The 17,359-nt window shown below is 63.9% G+C and carries 11 protein-coding genes; 6 read left to right on the forward strand and 5 right to left on the reverse strand.

Annotated elements, in window-relative coordinates; translation table 11 throughout:
* Window positions 1–2: 2 nt before the first annotated feature.
* Complete coding sequence (locus QY049_RS30205; RefSeq protein WP_194478507.1) at window positions 3–1,139, reverse strand: acyl-CoA dehydrogenase family protein; 1,137 nt, start codon at window positions 1,137–1,139, stop codon at window positions 3–5.
* A gap of 266 nt (window positions 1,140–1,405) precedes the next feature.
* On the opposite strand from QY049_RS30205, the gene QY049_RS30210 reads away from it, so the two are divergent.
* Together QY049_RS30210 and QY049_RS30215 are read left to right on the forward strand one after the other, a co-directional pair.
* Complete coding sequence (locus tag QY049_RS30210) at window positions 1,406–2,956, forward strand: long-chain fatty acid--CoA ligase (RefSeq protein ID WP_258764272.1); 1,551 nt, start codon at window positions 1,406–1,408, stop codon at window positions 2,954–2,956.
* Between the two features lie 87 nt (window positions 2,957–3,043).
* Window positions 3,044–4,264: an ABC transporter substrate-binding protein gene (locus QY049_RS30215; protein ID WP_258764273.1), complete on the forward strand. Its 1,221-nt coding sequence runs from the start codon at window positions 3,044–3,046 to the stop codon at window positions 4,262–4,264.
* Window positions 4,265–4,342: 78 nt separating this feature from the next.
* On the opposite strand, the gene QY049_RS30220 is transcribed toward QY049_RS30215, so the two are convergent.
* Window positions 4,343–5,113 (reverse strand): helix-turn-helix transcriptional regulator, encoded by a 771-nt coding sequence (locus QY049_RS30220; RefSeq protein WP_258767088.1) that lies wholly within the window; start codon window positions 5,111–5,113, stop codon window positions 4,343–4,345.
* A gap of 186 nt (window positions 5,114–5,299) precedes the next feature.
* Between QY049_RS30220 and QY049_RS30225 the strand changes: the two genes are divergently transcribed.
* The 4 genes from QY049_RS30225 (at window position 5,300) to QY049_RS30240 (ending at window position 11,594) form a co-directional block, all read left to right on the forward strand.
* Window positions 5,300–7,561 (forward strand): marine proteobacterial sortase target protein, encoded by a 2,262-nt coding sequence (locus tag QY049_RS30225; RefSeq protein ID WP_258764274.1) that lies wholly within the window; start codon window positions 5,300–5,302, stop codon window positions 7,559–7,561.
* 89 nt (window positions 7,562–7,650) lie between these two features.
* Window positions 7,651–8,220, forward strand: a complete 570-nt coding sequence (locus QY049_RS30230; RefSeq protein ID WP_258764275.1) for a class GN sortase — start codon at window positions 7,651–7,653, stop codon at window positions 8,218–8,220.
* Between the two features lie 143 nt (window positions 8,221–8,363).
* Entirely contained in the window at window positions 8,364–10,583 is a 2,220-nt protein-coding gene (locus QY049_RS30235) for an acetate--CoA ligase family protein (protein WP_194478512.1), read from the forward strand.
* A 180-nt stretch (window positions 10,584–10,763) separates the two neighbouring features.
* A complete protein-coding gene (locus tag QY049_RS30240) occupies window positions 10,764–11,594 on the forward strand; it encodes an MlaD family protein (RefSeq protein WP_258764277.1) in 831 nt (276 codons plus the stop codon).
* A gap of 3 nt (window positions 11,595–11,597) precedes the next feature.
* Here QY049_RS30240 and QY049_RS30245 read toward each other — a convergent pair whose 3' ends face one another.
* The 3 genes from QY049_RS30245 to QY049_RS30255 form a co-directional block, all read right to left on the reverse strand.
* Entirely contained in the window at window positions 11,598–14,561 is a 2,964-nt protein-coding gene (locus QY049_RS30245; RefSeq protein ID WP_258764278.1) for an autotransporter domain-containing protein, read from the reverse strand.
* 335 nt (window positions 14,562–14,896) lie between these two features.
* Entirely contained in the window at window positions 14,897–16,399 is a 1,503-nt protein-coding gene (locus QY049_RS30250; protein ID WP_258764279.1) for an NAD(P)/FAD-dependent oxidoreductase, read from the reverse strand.
* 120 nt (window positions 16,400–16,519) lie between these two features.
* On the reverse strand, window positions 16,520–17,278 hold the full coding sequence (locus tag QY049_RS30255; protein ID WP_194478516.1) for a trypsin-like serine protease: 759 nt from the start codon (window positions 17,276–17,278) through the stop codon (window positions 16,520–16,522).
* Window positions 17,279–17,359 lie beyond the last annotated feature (81 nt).

Consider the following 17,359-nt stretch of genomic DNA (forward strand, 5'->3'; position numbering starts at 1 on the left):
CGTCACAACCCCATCTGCCGCGACGCCAGATCCTTCATGATCTCCTCGGTGCCGCCGCCGATGGCATTGACCTTGACTTCGCGGTAGATGCGCTCGGCCTTGATGCCGCGCATGAAGCCGGCGCCGCCAAAGATCTGAACGGCTTCGGAAGCGCAGAACGCCATGGTCTGCGTCGCCTGGTTTTTCATCATGCAGATTTCTGCCACCGGGCTTTCGCCCTGCTCGAGTCGCCAAGCCAGCATTTCCAGCATCGCTTGCGACGCCGCAACCTTCTGCGCCATGTCGACGATCTTGTGCCTGATGACCTGATGCTGGGCGAGCGGCTTGCCAAAGGTCTTGCGCTCCTTGGCGTAGGCGACCGCCTCGTCGAGACAGACGCGGGCAAAGGCGGTGCAGCCCGCGGCCATGCCCATGCGCTCGCTGTTGAAATTCTGCATGATGATCTTGAAGCCTTGGCCCTCCTCGCCGATCAGGTTTTCGGCCGGCACACGGCAATCGTCGAAATGCAGCGTCGCGGTGTCGGAGGCCCACCAGCCCATCTTTTTCAGCCTGGTGCGCGACAGGCCGGGCGTATCGCCTTCGATCAGGAGCAGGCTGACACCGCCGGCACCCTCGCCGCCCGTACGCACCGCAACGGTCAGATAATCGGCGCGCACGCCCGAGGTGATGAAGGTCTTCTCACCGCTCACGACGTAGTGATTGCCGTCGCGCCGAGCGCGGGTACGGAGGCTCGCGACATCTGACCCGCCGCCCGGCTCGGTGATGGCGAGCGCCGAGATCTTCTCACCTGACAGCACCTGCGGCAGCACGCGTGCCTTCACTTCGGGCCGCGCTGCGCGGGCGATCGGCGGCGAGCCGATGGTGTGGCTCATCAGACTGGCGCTGACGCCGCCGGCACCTGCCCGCGCCAATTCCTGGCTCGCAACGATCTTCATGAACTGGTCGGCGGCGATCCCGCCATATTCCTCGGGGAATCCGAGGCCCAACAGGCCGATCTCGGCCGCCTTGCGATAGAGCGCACGAGGGAATTCGCCGGCCTCGTCCCACTCATGGGCGAACGGCGCGATCTCCTTGTCAACGAAGCGGCGCATCACGTCGCGGAAGGCGTCGTGCTCGGCGGTATAAAACGGGCTCTTCATGGCGTGCGCGCCTTCGACGACTCTCTTCTCGTTCCACCATGGCTGGAACATCGCCGGCTCACTTGCGCGCAGTGGCTGGCTGGGGGAGCAGCACCTCGCGGGTCATGGCCTAGCAACTCAACGCAAGACGATTTTCACCCCTCGCAGGCCAACTCCAAATCAAAAAAGACTGCTGCACAGAAACTCCGGCTGGCCTCCCAGGGCCAGCCGGGCATGGTGCACAGCAATAAAATTCAGGCGGCACAAGACCGCCGAGGGAGGAAGCGTTGGCCGTTCGTTACTACGACTGGATCGCTCATCATGCGCGCCGCGCTCCCGGCAAGGTCGCGACCATCGATCTCGCGAGCGGCCGCCGCTTCACCTATGCAGAGCTCAATGCGCGCGTCTCGCGCCTCGCCTCGTTCTTCCGTCATACGCTGAAGGTTGCGCGCGGCGATCGCGTCGCGGTGCTGGCGCTGAACACGACCGACACGCTGGAGGTGCAGTTCGCGTGCGGACGATTGGGTGCCGTCTTCGTGCCCCTGAACACCCGCCTCACCGTCCCCGAGCTTCAGTTCATCACCGGCGATTGCGCGCCGAAGGTGATGATCCACGACACCGATCTGGCCGAGACGGCGCTCAGCGTCGCAAAGCTCTGCAACGTCGCGACAAGTTTGCTGCTCGGGCCCGGCGGCGCTTATGAGGCAGGCATCGCCGCGGCGAAACCGCTCGAGCGCGCCGAAGAAGTCACGCTCGATGATATCTCGACCATCATGTACACGTCGGGCACGACGGGACACCCGAAGGGCGCGACCATTACGCATGGCATGACCTTCTGGAATTGCGTTAATCTCGGCGGGCCCGCCTGCATCGGACCGTCCTCGGTGCTGCTCACCGTGCTGCCGCTGTTCCACACCGGCGGATTGAATTGCTACACCAACCCGGTCCTGCACGCCGGCGGCACCGTGATGATCATGCGCGCCTTCGATCCCGGCACGGCGCTCGGCCTGATCGGCGACCCGGCGCAGGGCATCAACGTGTTCTTCGGCGTGCCCGCGATCTACCAGTTCATGGCGCAGCATCCGGCGTTCGCAACGACTGATCTGTCCCGATTGATCGTCGGCGGTGTCGGCGGCGCGCCGATGCCGTTGCCGCTGCTGAAAGCTTGGGAAGCGCGCGGCGTCGCGCTTCAGCAGGGTTACGGCATGACCGAGACCTCGCCGGCCGTGCTGGTGCTCGACCGCGAGGACGCGGCACGCAAGGCCGGCTCTGCCGGCAAGCCGGTGCTGCACACGGAGGTCCGCATCGTCCGCCCCGACGGCAGCGATGCCGATGTCGGCGAGCTCGGTGAGCTCTGGGTCAAGGGACCGAACATCACGCCGGGCTACTGGAACAGGCCCGAGGCGAACAAGACCTCCTTCACCGACGGCTGGCTGCACACCGGCGATGCAACCCGCGTCGATGACGAGGGCTTCTACTACATCGTCGACCGCTGGAAGGACATGTACATCTCCGGCGGCGAGAACGTCTATCCGGCGGAGGTCGAGAACGTCCTGCACCAGCTCACCGCGATTGCGGAGGCCGCGGTGATCGGCATTCCCGACCCGCAATGGGGCGAGGTCGGCCTCGCCATCGTCGCGGTCAAACAAGGCCAGCGGCTGACCGAGGCCGACGTCTTCGCCCATTGCGCGGCCAATCTGGCGCGCTTCAAATGCCCGCGGCAAATCCGCTTCATCGATGCCCTGCCGCGCAACGCCACCGGGAAGATCCACAAGCCGACCCTGCGCAAGGAATTCTCGGTGGCTTCCGAAGTCGACAAGAATGTCGCCAATGCCTGATCAAAGCGCCCCTTCGCGGGCGCTTCTGTTTTTTGACGTGCCTGCCCCAACCCAGAAGAATCGCCAAGGAAAAACCAAGGAATTTTCATGAACAAGAAACTCCCCCTGCTTGCCGCAGCGACCGCGCTGACGCTGCTCTCAACCCAGGGCGCCTTTGCCCAGAAGACATACGACACCGGCGTCACCGACACCGAGATCAAGATCGGCAATGTCGAGGCATATTCCGGCCCGGCGTCCGCCTACGGCATCATCGGCAAGACCGAGGAAGCCTATTTCAAGATGATCAACGATCAGGGCGGCATCAACGGCCGCAAGATCAACTTCATTTCCTATGACGATGGCTATTCGCCGCCGAAAACGGTGGAGCAGATCCGCAAGCTGATCGAGAGCGACGAGGTCTTCCTCGTGTTCAACGCGCTGGGCACACCGACCCAGACCGCCGTGCAGAAATATCAGAACTCCAAGAAAGTGCCGCAGCTCTTCCTCGCCACCGGCGCCAGCAAGTGGAACGATCCGAAGAACTTCCCCTGGACCATGGGCTTCCAGCCCAGCTACCGGGTCGAGGCACGGATCTTCGCAAAATACATTCTGAAGGAGAAGCCGGACGCGAAGGTCGCGATCTTCTATGCCAACGACGATTTCGGCAAGGACTACCTTGCCGGCATCAAGGACGTGTTCGGCGACAAGGCCTCGAAGCTGATCGTGGCCGAGGAAAGCTACGAGACGTCGGAGCCCTCGATCGATGCGCATATCGTCAAGCTCAAGGATACAGGCGCCGATGTCTTCGTGAACATTTCGACCCCGAAATTCGCGGCTCAGGCCATCAAGAAGATCGCCGAGCTTAACTGGAAGCCGATGCATCTGATGACCGACGTGTCGGTGTCGATCGGGGCGGTGATGAAGCCCGCCGGCTTCGAGGCTTCCGAGGGCGTGCTCTCGGCCGGTTACCTGATGGATGCGTCCGATCCGCAGTGGAAGGACAACGAGGGCATGAAGAAGTTCCTGGCCTTCATCGAAAAATACATGCCCGGCGCCAACATCTCGGACACCAACCTGGTCTACGGCTACGCCGCCGCCCAGACGATGGTGCAGGTGCTGAAGCAGGCTGGCGACAATCTCACCCGCGAGAACGTGATGAAGCAGGCCGCGAGCCTGAAGGACTTTATCCCGGATACGCTGATCCCGGGGATCAAGATCAACACGTCGGCCAACGATTTTGCGCCGATCGAGCAGCTGAAGATGTGGCGGTTCAAGAGTGGTCACTGGGAGCTGTTCGGCGACATCATCAGCGCCGATGTCGGCGGCTAGTTCGCCACGAGCCTCGCACATCTCGAGGAAATAGCGGCCGCAGGGCCGCTATTTTTCTTGCAGGCCGCGCGCGGCGGACTATCCCGGCAGCAAGAGTGCAAAGGATTCCTCGACGGTACGGCGCAAATGATCGCGGTAGAGTGCATGGTTGACGTCGCCAGGCGCGATCCGCCCCAGCGACGGGGTCGGGACATTCTTGAGCGGCACATAAGCGATCGGCGCAGCGACCGGCGTCAATTGCGAGCCGGCGCCGGCACGCAGCGTCGAGATGATGCCATACATCGCGCCAGTCACGGTCGGCCGCGACACCGTGATCACCCGGTGCTGGCCATGCTTGTTGATGACGAGATAGATGAATCCGGACTGATGCGGCACCGCGACTTCGCCGGTGTGCTCGTAGGCCGCGTCCGTCCGCTCGCCCTCGCGGAAGACCAGCGAGGAGACCTTTGGCTCCCAGACGATCTCGGTGCGATAGGCGAAGATCGCATCCTTGTCGCCAAAGGAAGGTCGCAGCGTGATGTAGACACCCTCGAGCCATGTCACGGCGCGATGCGAATAGGAGCCGAGGCCGTCTGGGGCGACATCGTTGCCTGCCGCGGGCGCCGGCGCAACCTGGCTCTTGCGCAGGGACACGCCTAGCGCCTGCTCCAGCCGGACCGTGGTCGCCAGTGTGAACGGACGACGGCCGCCGAGCGCCTTTTCCAGCGTCGACAGGCTGAGCTTGGCCTGCTCGGCCAGCGCCTGCCGCGAGATGCGGCGCTTGGCGATTTCCTCGCGGATCGTCTCTGCAACCTCCCGGCTCTGCTCGTCCGAAAGCTGCTTGTCAGAGAGCTTGTCTTGCGTCTGCATCATTAACCCTGCTCCACGGCGGCCAGTCTAGCAGGGCGGACAAGTCAGCACAAAACCGGACACGGCCGCCCAAGCTGCCGGCCGCCCAGGCCGACCGCGACGGAACATTGCCAATCATTCTGCTCGCGGGATCCGGCCCTCCCGACCGATGCTCGGCGTCGTCAAACACGCTTCGGGAGCAGGCAAATGGACAATTACGACACGGTCGACAGCGACGAACACCCTTGGCTCGGCAGGCTGATCAAGGTCGGGCTGTTCCTGCTGGCGCAGAGCATCGCCGTGCTCCTGGTCAGTTTCGTGGCCCTGCTGGTGAGCTTCGAGACCTCCTGGTCGGCGACGACGGAGCAGGCGAGCCTGCTTCAGCCTGGGGACGCCAAATCCGGCACCCTCCTGCTTAGGGAAGACGGTGCCTATACTGAAGCCATCCGTCTCGGGATCGACGTCGACGTCACGGTCTCTGGTCCGACGCTGCGCACGCGCGTCACACAGATCTTCCGCAATCCGACCAAACACTGGGTCGAGGCGACCTATGTCTATCCGCTGGCGAGTGCCGGCGCGGTCGACACGCTGAAGATGGTGGTCGGCGATCGCGTCATCGTCGGCGACATCAAGGAGCGTCAGCAAGCGCGAACCATCTACGAGCAGGCCCGCCGCACCGGGCAGAAGGCCGCACTCACCGAGCAGGAGCGGCCGAACATCTTCACCAACTCGGTCGCCAATATCGGCCCCGGCGAAACAGTGCTCGTGCAGATCGAATATCAGGAGCCGGTGCATCAATCCGGCAACGAATATTCGCTGCGCGTGCCGCTGGTGGTCGGGCCGCGCTACAATCCGGCACCGATCGTGCAGAGCGTCGACTTCCGCAAGGACGGCTCCGGCTGGGGCGCAACCACGTCCGACGCGGTGCCGGACCGTGATCGCATCTCGCCACAGGTCCTCGATCCCGCCGAGAACGCGCCGGTGAATCCGACCAGCATCACGGTGCATTTGCATTCCGGCTTTGCGCTCGGCGAGGTGACGAGCCATTACCACAACGTCAAGATCGAGAGCCCCGACGACACGACACGCGTGGTGACGCTTGCCGACGGCACCGTGCCCGCCGATCGCGACTTCGAGCTGACTTGGAAGCCGGCCGCCCGAAAGGCGCCTTCGGTCGGCCTGTTCCGCGAGCACGTCGGCGATGCCGACTATCTGCTCGCCTTCGTCACGCCGCCGGCCACCGAGCAGGCCACGCAGAAGCCGCTATCTCGCGAAGTGGTGTTCGTGATCGACAATTCCGGCTCGATGGGCGGCACCTCGATCGAGCAGGCCAAGGCGAGCCTTCTCTACGCACTCGGCCGCCTCCAGCCGAACGACCGCTTCAACGTGATCCGCTTCGACGATACCATGGACGTATTGTTTCCGGCCTCGGTTCCGGCCGACGCTGCGCACGTCGGTGAAGCGACCTCGTTCGTCAGCGCATTGCAGGCCCGCGGCGGCACCGAGATGGTACCGGCGATGCGTGCGGCCCTGACCGACAAGCTCGCCGACACCAGCATGGTTCGCCAGATCGTCTTCCTGACCGACGGCGCGATCGGCAACGAACAGCAATTGTTCGAGACCATCACGGCGATGCGCGGCCGCTCGCGCATCTTCATGGTCGGCATCGGCTCCGCGCCCAACACCTACCTGATGACGCGGGCCTCCGAACTCGGTCGCGGCGCCTTCACTCATATCGGCTCCGTCGAGCAGGTCGAGGAGCGCATGCGCGGCCTGTTCGCCAAGCTGGAGAATCCCGCCGTGACCGGCCTCAGCGCAAAATTCTCCGAAGCCAAGGCCGATATCACCCCCGCGATCATCCCCGACGTCTACCGCGACGAGCCGCTGGTGCTGGCGGCGAAGCTCGACAAGCTCGCAGGCTCGCTGGAGATCAAGGGTCGCGTCGGCGACCGGCCATGGTCGGTGACGCTGCCGCTGCAAAATGCCGCCGAAGGCAAAGGCCTGTCGAAACTCTGGGCCAGGCGCAAGATCAGCGATGCCGAGGTGGCGCGGACGCTCCGCGAGATGACCCCTGAGGATGCCGACAAGACCATCCTTGCGCTGGCCCTCGACCATCAGATCGTCACGCGGCTGACCAGTCTCGTCGCAGTCGACAAGACGCCGAGCCGGCCCGAAGGTGAACCGCTCGAGCTCAGCGAACTGCCGATCAACCTGCCGGCGGGCTGGGATTTCGCGAAGGTGTTCGGCGAACGGCCGCAGCTGACGCCGGCGCAATTGCGCGAACGCCGCGCCGATGCAGGCCAGCCTGCAGCAAGGCGGCCGGCCCCGGTCACGTCGGATTCGATCCGCCTGCCCAAGACCGCGACCTCGGCCGAACTGAAGATGATCGCAGGCCTGGTCATGATCGCGCTCGCCCTGATCCTGTTCGTGTTCAACCGGCGTCGGACCTTGCTCACCGACGCTGCTTGAGGGAGGAGCCCCCCGAACTCCTCTTGCTTGGCGCGCGCGGCTGCCCGTCCCGAAACCAACGGCCGCGCGCGCTTTTTTTGGTGTAACCCATGCCCCGCCTCATCTCGCCTCTGGTGCTCGCACTCGTCGGAACGTTCCTGCTCGGCGAAGGCGCCTATATTCACGCCAAGGCGTGGCTCGCGCAGGTGCTGCTGGAGCGTGCGTTCGAGCGGAGCATTGCGACCGGCCAACCGGTCAAGCCGTGGTCCTGGGCGGATACCTGGCCGGTGGCACGGATCGAGGTGAAGCGGATCGGCGCCAGCGCCATCGTGCTCTCTGGTACAAGCGGTCAGGCCCTCGCCTTCGGCCCCGGTCATCTCGACCAAACCGTCGACGCCGGCGAGCGCGGCGTTGCCGTATATGCCGCACATCGCGATACACATTTCCGCTTCCTGCGGAATGTCGTCATAGGTGACGTGGTCGATGTCACACGCAGCGACGGCAAGCATTTTCGCTACCGCACGGACGGCTCGGCGATTGTCCGTTTCGACGCATCGGGCATCGATCCCTCGACGCAGGATTTCGAGCTTGTCCTTACGACTTGCTGGCCGTTCGACGCCATCACGTCCGGCCCCGAACGCTACCTCCTGCATGCCACCCTGATCGGAGATCGCGAATAGCATGGCCGAAGATTAAGGGCTTCGCTCGCGATCCGCCGCGCATTCCGCCACGCGGCATGCAGCGCGGCTGGTTGCCACTCCACACAACTCGCCATACGATCCGGAGACGCACGACCAAGAAGAACAACAGGTGAGATCACGCCATGGAAGCTCAGGTTTCTACCGCATCGGTTCCTGCCCGCCCATGGTCGCCACCACCCGATGCCAGCGACATCGTCAAAGGCATCCACGCCATGCTGCATCCGCACAACATCGTGCTGGTGGGCGCAACCGACAAGCCGGGCAACTACGCCGAGCGCATCTGGAACAATCTGGTCAAATACGGCTTCGAGGGCGGGCTCTATCCCGTCAACGCCAAGCGCGACACCATCTGGGGCGTGCCGTGCTACAAGGACTTTGCGAGCCTCCCCGAGAAGCCTGACCACGTTTTGGTGCTGGTGCCGGCGCGCTTTGCCGTGCAGGTGATCCGCGATGCCGCTGCCGCGGGTGCGCGGTCGGCCACCATCGTCACCTCTGGTTTCAGCGAGTTGCAGGACGAGGAGAGCCAGAAACTCGCCGCGGAGCTGCAACAGGCAGTGCGCGAAACGGGCCTCGCGGTCACCGGCCCCAACTGTCTCGGCAATTTGAGCGCCGGCGAAAAGCTCTTCACCAATATCGACGACCGCATCGTCACCATGGAACAGGGTGCGGTGGCGATCGCCGGCCAATCCGGCGCCATCGTCATGGCGATCCGGCAGGCGCTGGAGGATCGCGGCGTCGGTGTCGGCTACATGGTGACCACGGGCAACGAGACAGGGCTCGAGACGCCCGACCTCATGCGCTATTTCGCGGAGGATCCCAGCGTCAAGGTGATCGTGGTCTATCTCGAAGGCGTGCGCAACACCAAGGCGTTTCGGGACGCCTGCAAAGCCGCGCGCGCCGCGAGCAAGCCGGTGATCGCACTCAAGCTCGGATCATCGGAAGGTGGCCGCGCGGCAGCGATGGCGCATACCGGCGCGCTCGCCGGCTCGATCGAGACATTCGACGCGATCGCAACCCGCGAAGGCGTGATCCGCGTAAGCGGGCTCGACGAATTGATCGAGACCGCCGAATGCTTCGTCCATGCCAAAGTTCCCAAAGGCAATCGGCTCGCGGCGGTCTCGCTCTCCGGCGGCAAGCGTGGCATGCTGATCGACGCCTTCTACGCGGAGGGCCTTAATTTTGCACCTTTGAGCCCACATGCCAGCGGCGAGCTTGCGAAAATGCTGGGGCCGGGTTCGATTGTCGGCAATCCGCTCGACGCCGGCTTTGCGGCAGTCGTCGATCCCTCCGTCTACATGAAGTCGATCAAGCTGATGATCGACGATCCCGACATCGATGTCGTGATCATTGATGCTGAATTGCCCAAGGCTCCGCACGAGTTGCGCGAGCGGAACCTGCGGATCGTCGACGAGATGGCAAGCCGGGCCGGAAAGCCCGTGATCTATGTCAGCGCGATGTCGATCGGCTTCACGGAGTTCACCAAGGGTCTGCGCAAGTCGCTGCCGCACCTCACGGTCATGCAAGGACTCGACCGTGCCGTCACCGCGATCAAATCGCTGCTCGCTTATGCGAAGCTGCGCAAGGAGGTGCCCGACATCGTCTCGAGCTCGAAGCCCGCCGCGCGCGCTGTGCTGGAGAAGGCGCTGAAATCCGCGACCGGCGCTGCGCTCGACGAAGTCGCCTCGAAGAAGCTGCTCAAGGCCTATGGCATTCCGATTTCGAAGGAGGGTATCGCGCAGACCTCCGTGGAAGCCGTGAAGATCGCCAAGCAGATCGGATTTCCGGTCGTGGCCAAAGTCGTCAGCGCCGAGATCCTGCACAAATCGGATATCGGAGGCGTGGTGCTTAACCTCAAAAGCGCAGCCGAGGTGAAGAAGGCATTTGCCGACATCACCGCGCGGGTGAAGAAGCTCAAGGGCAAGCCGAAGCTCGACGGCATCCTGATCGCGCAGCAGGTCAAGGCTGACCTCGAACTCGTGGTCGGCGCCTCGCTCGACGCCGAGATGGGGCCCGTCGTTCTGTTCGGCACGGGCGGTGTCGATATCGAGCTGATGAAGGACGTGGCGCTGGCCGGCGCACCGCTGGACGAGGCCGAGGCGCGGCTCCTGATCGGCCGCACCAAGGCCGGCGTCAAGATGCGCGGCTATCGCGGCAAGCCGGCTCTGCACGAAGTTTCCGCCGTCAAGGCACTGGTTGGGCTGTCCAACCTGATCGCGGACGCCGGCGACCGGATCGCTTCCATCGACGTCAACCCGTTCCTGATCAACGCCAAGACCGGCGTCGCGGTCGATGCGCTGATCGTGTTGAACAATGCCGCAGCCAAACGCGCCGCGAAGCATTGATGTCGCAATGGGCGGATTAGCGAAGCGCAATCCGCCTATTTGTACAAATGCCAGCACCAAACGGCGGGTTACGCCTCCGCCTTCGCTCTTCCAGCTACGGCGGACAAGTCGTTAACCCGCCCGCGCTAGTATTGCGGCCTTCTTCCAACTTCCCCGCTTTGGTCGTAAAATCGCACCCGCATGGCACGCGCGAGCAATCTGGTGATTGGAACGGCGACGCTGGCGGTGATCGCCGTGGCGTTCGGCGGCCTGCTCGGCGTGCAGAAGTGGCGCACGGTTCAGAGTCGCAGCCAGTTGCGCGTGGTGTTCGAGGGCGGCTCCGCGAGCGGACTGCGCCGCGGCGGCCCGGTCAATTTCGACGGCGTACCGGCCGGCCAGATCTTGTCGATCAAGCTGGACAGTCCACGCAAGGTCGTGGCTCTGGTGTCGCTCGATAACACCGCGCCGATCCGCAAGGACACGGTGGCCGGCATCGAGTTCCAGGGCCTTACCGGCGTCGCCGCGGTTTCGCTGATCGGCGGCGCTCCGTCCGCGCCACCGGTGCCGCTGGATTCTGACGGCGTCCCCGTGCTGACCGCCGATCTCAGTGACGCCGAATCCATCGTCGACACCTTGCACAGCGTCGACCGCACCATCGTCAGCAACGCGCCCGCCATCAAGGAGGGCCTGCGTACCTTCGAGGACTACACGGCCGATCTCAAAGGCAAGGGCGACGAGATCGACGCGGTGATGCTCAAGGTCGACAATGCGTTCGCGGGCTTCGACAAGGCGGTCACCAAGATAGAGGGCGTGGTGCCGGGCTTCGTCGACGGCAGGGCCGACGAACTGTTCGAAAAGGTGAAGGGGCTGCACGAGCTCGCCGACACCATGAAGAAGAAATCGGCAAGCTTCCTCGAAGACACCCGCCGCTCGCTGCTCGATGTCAGCGAGGCCGCCAACAAGATGAGCGGAACGCCCACGCCCGCCGCGGCTCCGCGCCCGCCGCGCAAGCCGACGCAAAAGAAACGATAGAGCCTACCAGGTGTAGCGCAAGACGGCCTTGCCGGCTGTGGAGCGCGTGACGTTCGAGAACTCGCCCTCGAAGGTTGCCGAAGCGGACCAGCCGTTCATCCAGTTCATTTGCACCGACGCCGTGGTCAGCGCGGAATCGCGCGCCAGCGCCGCGCCGTTCACGACGAAGGCCGAACCCGGCAGCGCCTGGAACACCGCGCCGACCGTGCGGTCCGGATTGAAATCATGCGCCCAGGCGGCGCGGCCGCGCAACGTCACCACGCCGCCGGCGGCGGCGAACGATCTGTCGGCGCGCAGGCCGAGCTCGGTGCGGGTACTGGTCACGTCCTTGGCGGCATAGTTCAGTGCGAAGGTGTTGTTGCCGACCACGGCGAATTCCGAATAGCTCGGCAGGCTGAACAGCGTGGCCTGGACCGCGGCATAGGGCGTCAGCCCGATCCACGGCGTTGCGTGGCGATAACCGCCCTCGATACGGCCCGACACGGCGTTGGTGTTGAACTGCGCACGCAGCTGATCGGTGCCGGCCGCGGTGACGATGCGGTTGGTCGTGACATCCTGCCAGCCATAGGCGAGCGCCGCCGTGATGTAGGCGGGGCCGGAATTGTGACGAACGAAGGCGCCAGCCTGGAACAGGTCGGAGTGCCCCCAACCGAGTCCGTTGACGCCAAAGCCGGTGCCACCACCGGCGAGCGCGAAGCCCGCAACCGTCGACGGCGAGAAGCGGTAATCGAGACCGACCGCAGTGCCGTAGAGGCTGCTGGTGGTGGCGTTGGAGCCGAGCCCCGCATGGCCGTCAGTGGTCTGCGAACCGCCGAAGCCGGCGGCCCAGACATCCCAGCGCTGCTCGAACGTCGGAGCCGGCGCCTTGCGATAGATCGAGGCAAAGGCATCGCTCGGTCGCCTGCCAGCCGCAGCATAGGCGTTCGCACTGATCTCGTCGGCATAAGGCGTCGCACCCGGCGTGCCACTGCGGCCCGCACCGAAAACGTCGGTCAGCAGGCCCATGAACAGGTTCATCGCACTGAACGTCGTCTGCTGCGATCCCGTTGCGGACTCACCCGAGGCCTGGGTCAGGCCGGCGGGGCCGAGGCCCGCGAGTTCGGCTGGTAGAACGCCGTTGGCGTCGAAGAAGTTCTGAAGGGTCGTCGCGACGCGCTGCTGGTTGACGCTCAGCGCGTATTTCGCGCCGTAGTTCAGCGTGAAATCGAGCAAGACCTCGTTCGAGCCGACGGTCGTCGTGCCAATCAGTCCACCCGGTGCGGCAACGCCGGCAAAATTGCCTGAAGCGGTGCCGAGGAAGTCCATGATCGCGTAGTGCTTCATCACCGTGCTGCCGGGATACAGCGCAACGCCGACCATGCCGTTCAACGCGACATTTCCGGTGACGAGCGCATGGCTCGTGCTGGAGGCGCTGCCAACCTGCACGACATAGACCGAGCCGGCCTGAAGAGTGAGATCGCCCTGGACCTGCATGCTCGAACCCGGCCCGCCATCGCCGGGAGCGTAGGTGCCGTCGTTGCCGATGACCGTGTTACCGACGATGCCGGCGCCATACAGCGCGCCGCCCGCATTGACCGTGGTCAGGATGGACTGCGAGATATCGCCATCGACGCGCAGGATGCCGCCATTCACCGTCGTCGTGCCGGTATAGGTGTTCGTGCCGGAGAGGATCAGCGTTCCGCTGCCGACTTTTTCCAGCGAGCCCGGTCCGGCGGCACCGCAACCGCAGGGATTAGAGTCGCCGATGACGCCGCTGACCTCGGTCGACAGATTGTTGCCGCCGACGACGAGCGTGTTGCCGTCGCCGATATAATAAAAGCCACTCCCTTCGATCGATCCAGCGGTGATGCGGCCGTCGCCGGCGGGGCCGGTGCCGCCGCCGAAATCGACGATGCCGGTGCCGGTGGTGATGAAGCGCGCGGCGCCGCCGGTGGAATTGTCGAAGAACGAGGTCTGGCCGCCGTCCCTGGTGATGATTGTCGCATTGCCGGCAGTCGAGAACGCACCAAAATCGGTGATGCCGTTGGCTTCGTTGATGATCGTTGCGTTGGCGGCGGTCGCAGTGCTTCCGGGCACGGCGCCGAACGTCGTACCGCCAAAATCCTTGTTGACGATGGTCGCCGACCCCGCCGAAGCTTGATCGATGAACGCAGTGCTGCCGCTGTTCTGGTTGGTGATGCTGGCTGAGCCCGCACTGGTCTGACTGAAGAAGGCGATCAGGCCGCCGTCATTGGTAATGGTCGCCCGACCGGCCGTCGCGGTGTGGGTTCCGCTCCCGGTCGGATCACCGAAATAGATCTGGCCATTGTTGGTGATCGTCATGGCGCTGGCCGAGGTCGCATTGAGGAACGTCGTCACGCCGGAGAAAGCGTTCGTGAGCGACGTGACGCCCGACATGTCGGCGTTGACGATCTTGAACAGGCCCTCGTTGGTGACGCCGCCGATGATGCTGCCGGTATGGGTCGCATCACCAAGCTGCAACGAACCACAGGTGCAGATGAAGGTATCACCGGCATAAGTATTGGCGCCGAGCAGCGCCAGGAAACCGGGGCCCTGCACCGAGATGCCGCCACTACCGACGATGCGGGACGTGATCACGGCCGAGGGATCCCCGGTGCCGGTCACATCGTTGGTGAAGAACGTGGTGCCGCCTGGTGCCAGCCTGAGGTCACCGCCCTGGATGGTATAGATCGAGCCGTCGCCGGTGAGGTCGAAGCCCATGAGACTGGTGAGTTGCACGCCGCCTGGCGTGACCGTCACCGTACCGCCCGTCGCGGGCGTCGAGGGACCGCTGCTGCCGAACAGCGTGCCGGCTGATGCGGGGTCATAGGCCGTGCTGGTCGAGCCGAAGAAGTCGGTCCAGTTCGTCGTGACGTTGTCCCAGACGCCGCCACCGCCGTTGACCGAGCCGTTCGGTGTGGTCTGCGATCCGTTGAAGACCTGTTGCGCGGATGCGGGGCTCGCCATAACGGCCACGCTCGAGGCGAGGCCAAGCCAGAGTGCCGTGGCAACACACCAGCGCGCACAACCCTGCCCGCTCGATGGCAACCCAGCTTCCAAGTTCAACCCCTGCCACGCGGCGCTCCCAGTGGCGCCGCCGGGGAATTTAGGGCACGGGGATGATCAGTAGAACTACGGCCGGGTCAGAATCCGGCTTCGAGCCTGCAACCTGGACAGATTCGACACATGATGTTGCAACCGGGCCACGTTTTGACACGTTCAACTGCGGCAGAATGGCCGGCCATATGGACGGCCATTCACATCAGCACATCCACAGTCATGGATCGGGCTGCCGGAAACCCTCACCCATACACAAACGCCTTGTCATCAAGATCCGTCTTCGGGATTTCGTCCTTCTCGGTCCAGTAGTCCTGGCTATGCTGCCATTCCGGCTTGTCGCCGCGCTTGGGCAGCAGGTTCATGTTGCGCATGATGTAGCCGGGGTTGAAATTCTCCGGATCGATCCACGGCAGGATCGGCATGTTGTGGTCTTCGGGCCGCAGCTTGACCTCGACTTTCTTCGCGCCCTTGGCCTTCATATGGCCGAGCAGACGGCAGACGAAGTCCGCGACGAGATCGACGCGCAGCGTCCAGCTCGCACGGAAATAGCCGAACACCCAGACCATGTTCGGCACGCCCGTGAACATCATGCCGCGATAGGTGACGGTGTCGCCGAAAGCGAGCGGCTTGCCGTCGATCTCGAATGCGATGTCGCCGAGCGCCGAGAGATTGAAGCCGGTCGCGGTGACGATGACGTCAGCTTCCAGCAGCTTACCGGATTTGAGCTGGATGCCGTTCTCGACGAAGCACTCGATCTCGTCGGTGACCACCGAGGCCTTGCCGCTGGCAATGCCCTTGAACAGGTCGGCATCGGGCACGAAAGCGATGCGCTGCCGCCACGGGCGGTAGCTCGGCGTAAAATGCGTCTCGACGTCGTAGTCCGGACCGAGAACCGCGCTGATTTGACCGATCAGCTCCTTCTTCACCTGCTCGGGCTTGGCCAGGCAGAGCTTCGTGAACGCATCCTGCTCGAACAGGATTTTTCGTCGAACAATCTCGTGGATCCAGGCTTCATCCACCTGGAGCCGGCGCAACTCCTCCGCGATCTCGATGGCGTTGCGCCCGAGGCGGAAATAGGTCGGCGAGCGCTGCAGCATGGTGACATGCGCGCAATCGTCCGCGATGTTCGGCACCAGTGTCGCAGCGGTCGCACCCGATCCGATCACAACGACCTTCTTGTCCTTGAGTTCGATGTCGTCGGGCCAGGTCTGCGGATGGACGATTCGCCCCTTGAAGCGATCCATGCCCTTCCACTCCGGCGTATAGCCTTCAGAATGGCGATAATAACCCTGGCACATCCAGAGGAAGTTGGCGGTGAAGGTCCTGGCCTCGCCGGTGTCCGTCGTCACGGCCTCGACGGTCCAGAGATTCTGCCCGCTCGACCAGCTGGCCGAGACGATCTTGTGCTTGTAGCGGATGTGGCGGGCGATATCGTTGTCGTCGATCACCTCGTTCATGTAGGCTAGGATCTCCTCGGCGGTCGCGATCGGCGGCCCGACCCAGGGCTTGAAGCTATAGCCGAAAGTGTGCAGATCGCTGTCCGAGCGAATGCCGGGATAGCGATGCGTGCTCCAGGTGCCACCGAAGGTCGCCTGCGTCTCGAGGACGACGTAGCTCGTGCCCGGAAGCTGCTTTTCGATGTGATAGGCGCTTCCGATGCCGGAGATGCCGGCGCCGACGATCAGCACGTCGAAATGTTCCGAAGCCTGTTTGGTCGTGGCGTGACTGCGAACAGCGACATTCATTGTTGCTTCTATGCCTTGTCATTTTCAGGCCGCCTTGATGGCGACGCGTTTCCTCCGCGACGGGCATGATCGTCCATCGCGCTTCCCTTGCAAAATGACATAGATCAAGTCGCGATCAAACTACAACGCCGCGCCCCAGCTCCGCGCGGTCTGCAAGATCCAGTCGCGATAGAGCGTCAGCGGCGTAACCCCGGTCAATCCGCCGCAACCGGCAGCGCCGTTCGGCCCCGTGGACCAGCTGATGACGCCGACGAGCACGGCACCGCCCGGCTTGTCCTCGAACACCGGGCCGCCGGAATCGCCGGTACAGGCACCGATTCCGTCACGAACACCATTGGTTACGGGATCGACCAGGCGGATCTGGAACGTGCCGGGCTGGCCTGTGACAACGAGACCGGCGACGCGAATCGTACCACCGCTCTTGCCATCACCGCGAACGGTGACGCCGATACCGGCGATGGCAAAGCGGCTGCCGACACGAATTGGAATGTCGGGCGCGCCGACTGGTACCGTCGATTTTCCCTTGAGTGGAATTTCTAGTTGCAGCAATGCCACGTCGGCCGTGGCGCGGTGCGCCAGCATGGCCTGCATGTTGAAGCTCGGGTGGATCGCGACGGCGCGCACGTTCAGCAACTGCGGCGTACCGTCCGCGCCGCGATCAACAATCTTGTAGTCTGCGCCGGGCTGCACGCAATGGGCAACCGTGAGCACGAGCTTCGGCGCGATCAGGCTGCCCGTGCAGAAATTGCCGCGCGAACCGACGATGGTGACAACCGCACGCGCAACGCCATCCGTCTGCGGCGTGCCACCGCCGACGATCGCGTAGGCAGGCGTGGCAAGCAGCAGCGTGGATATGACGAGAGTCACGAGATTCTTCATGGAACACGCTCTGGCGTCGGCAGGACTGGCCCTTGCGGATAGCGCATGCTAGCCCTCTTGGAAAGGAATTGACGAGGGCAG

This window comes from Bradyrhizobium sp. WYCCWR 13022 (assembly GCF_030435535.1).
GTDB lineage: Bacteria > Pseudomonadota > Alphaproteobacteria > Rhizobiales > Xanthobacteraceae > Bradyrhizobium.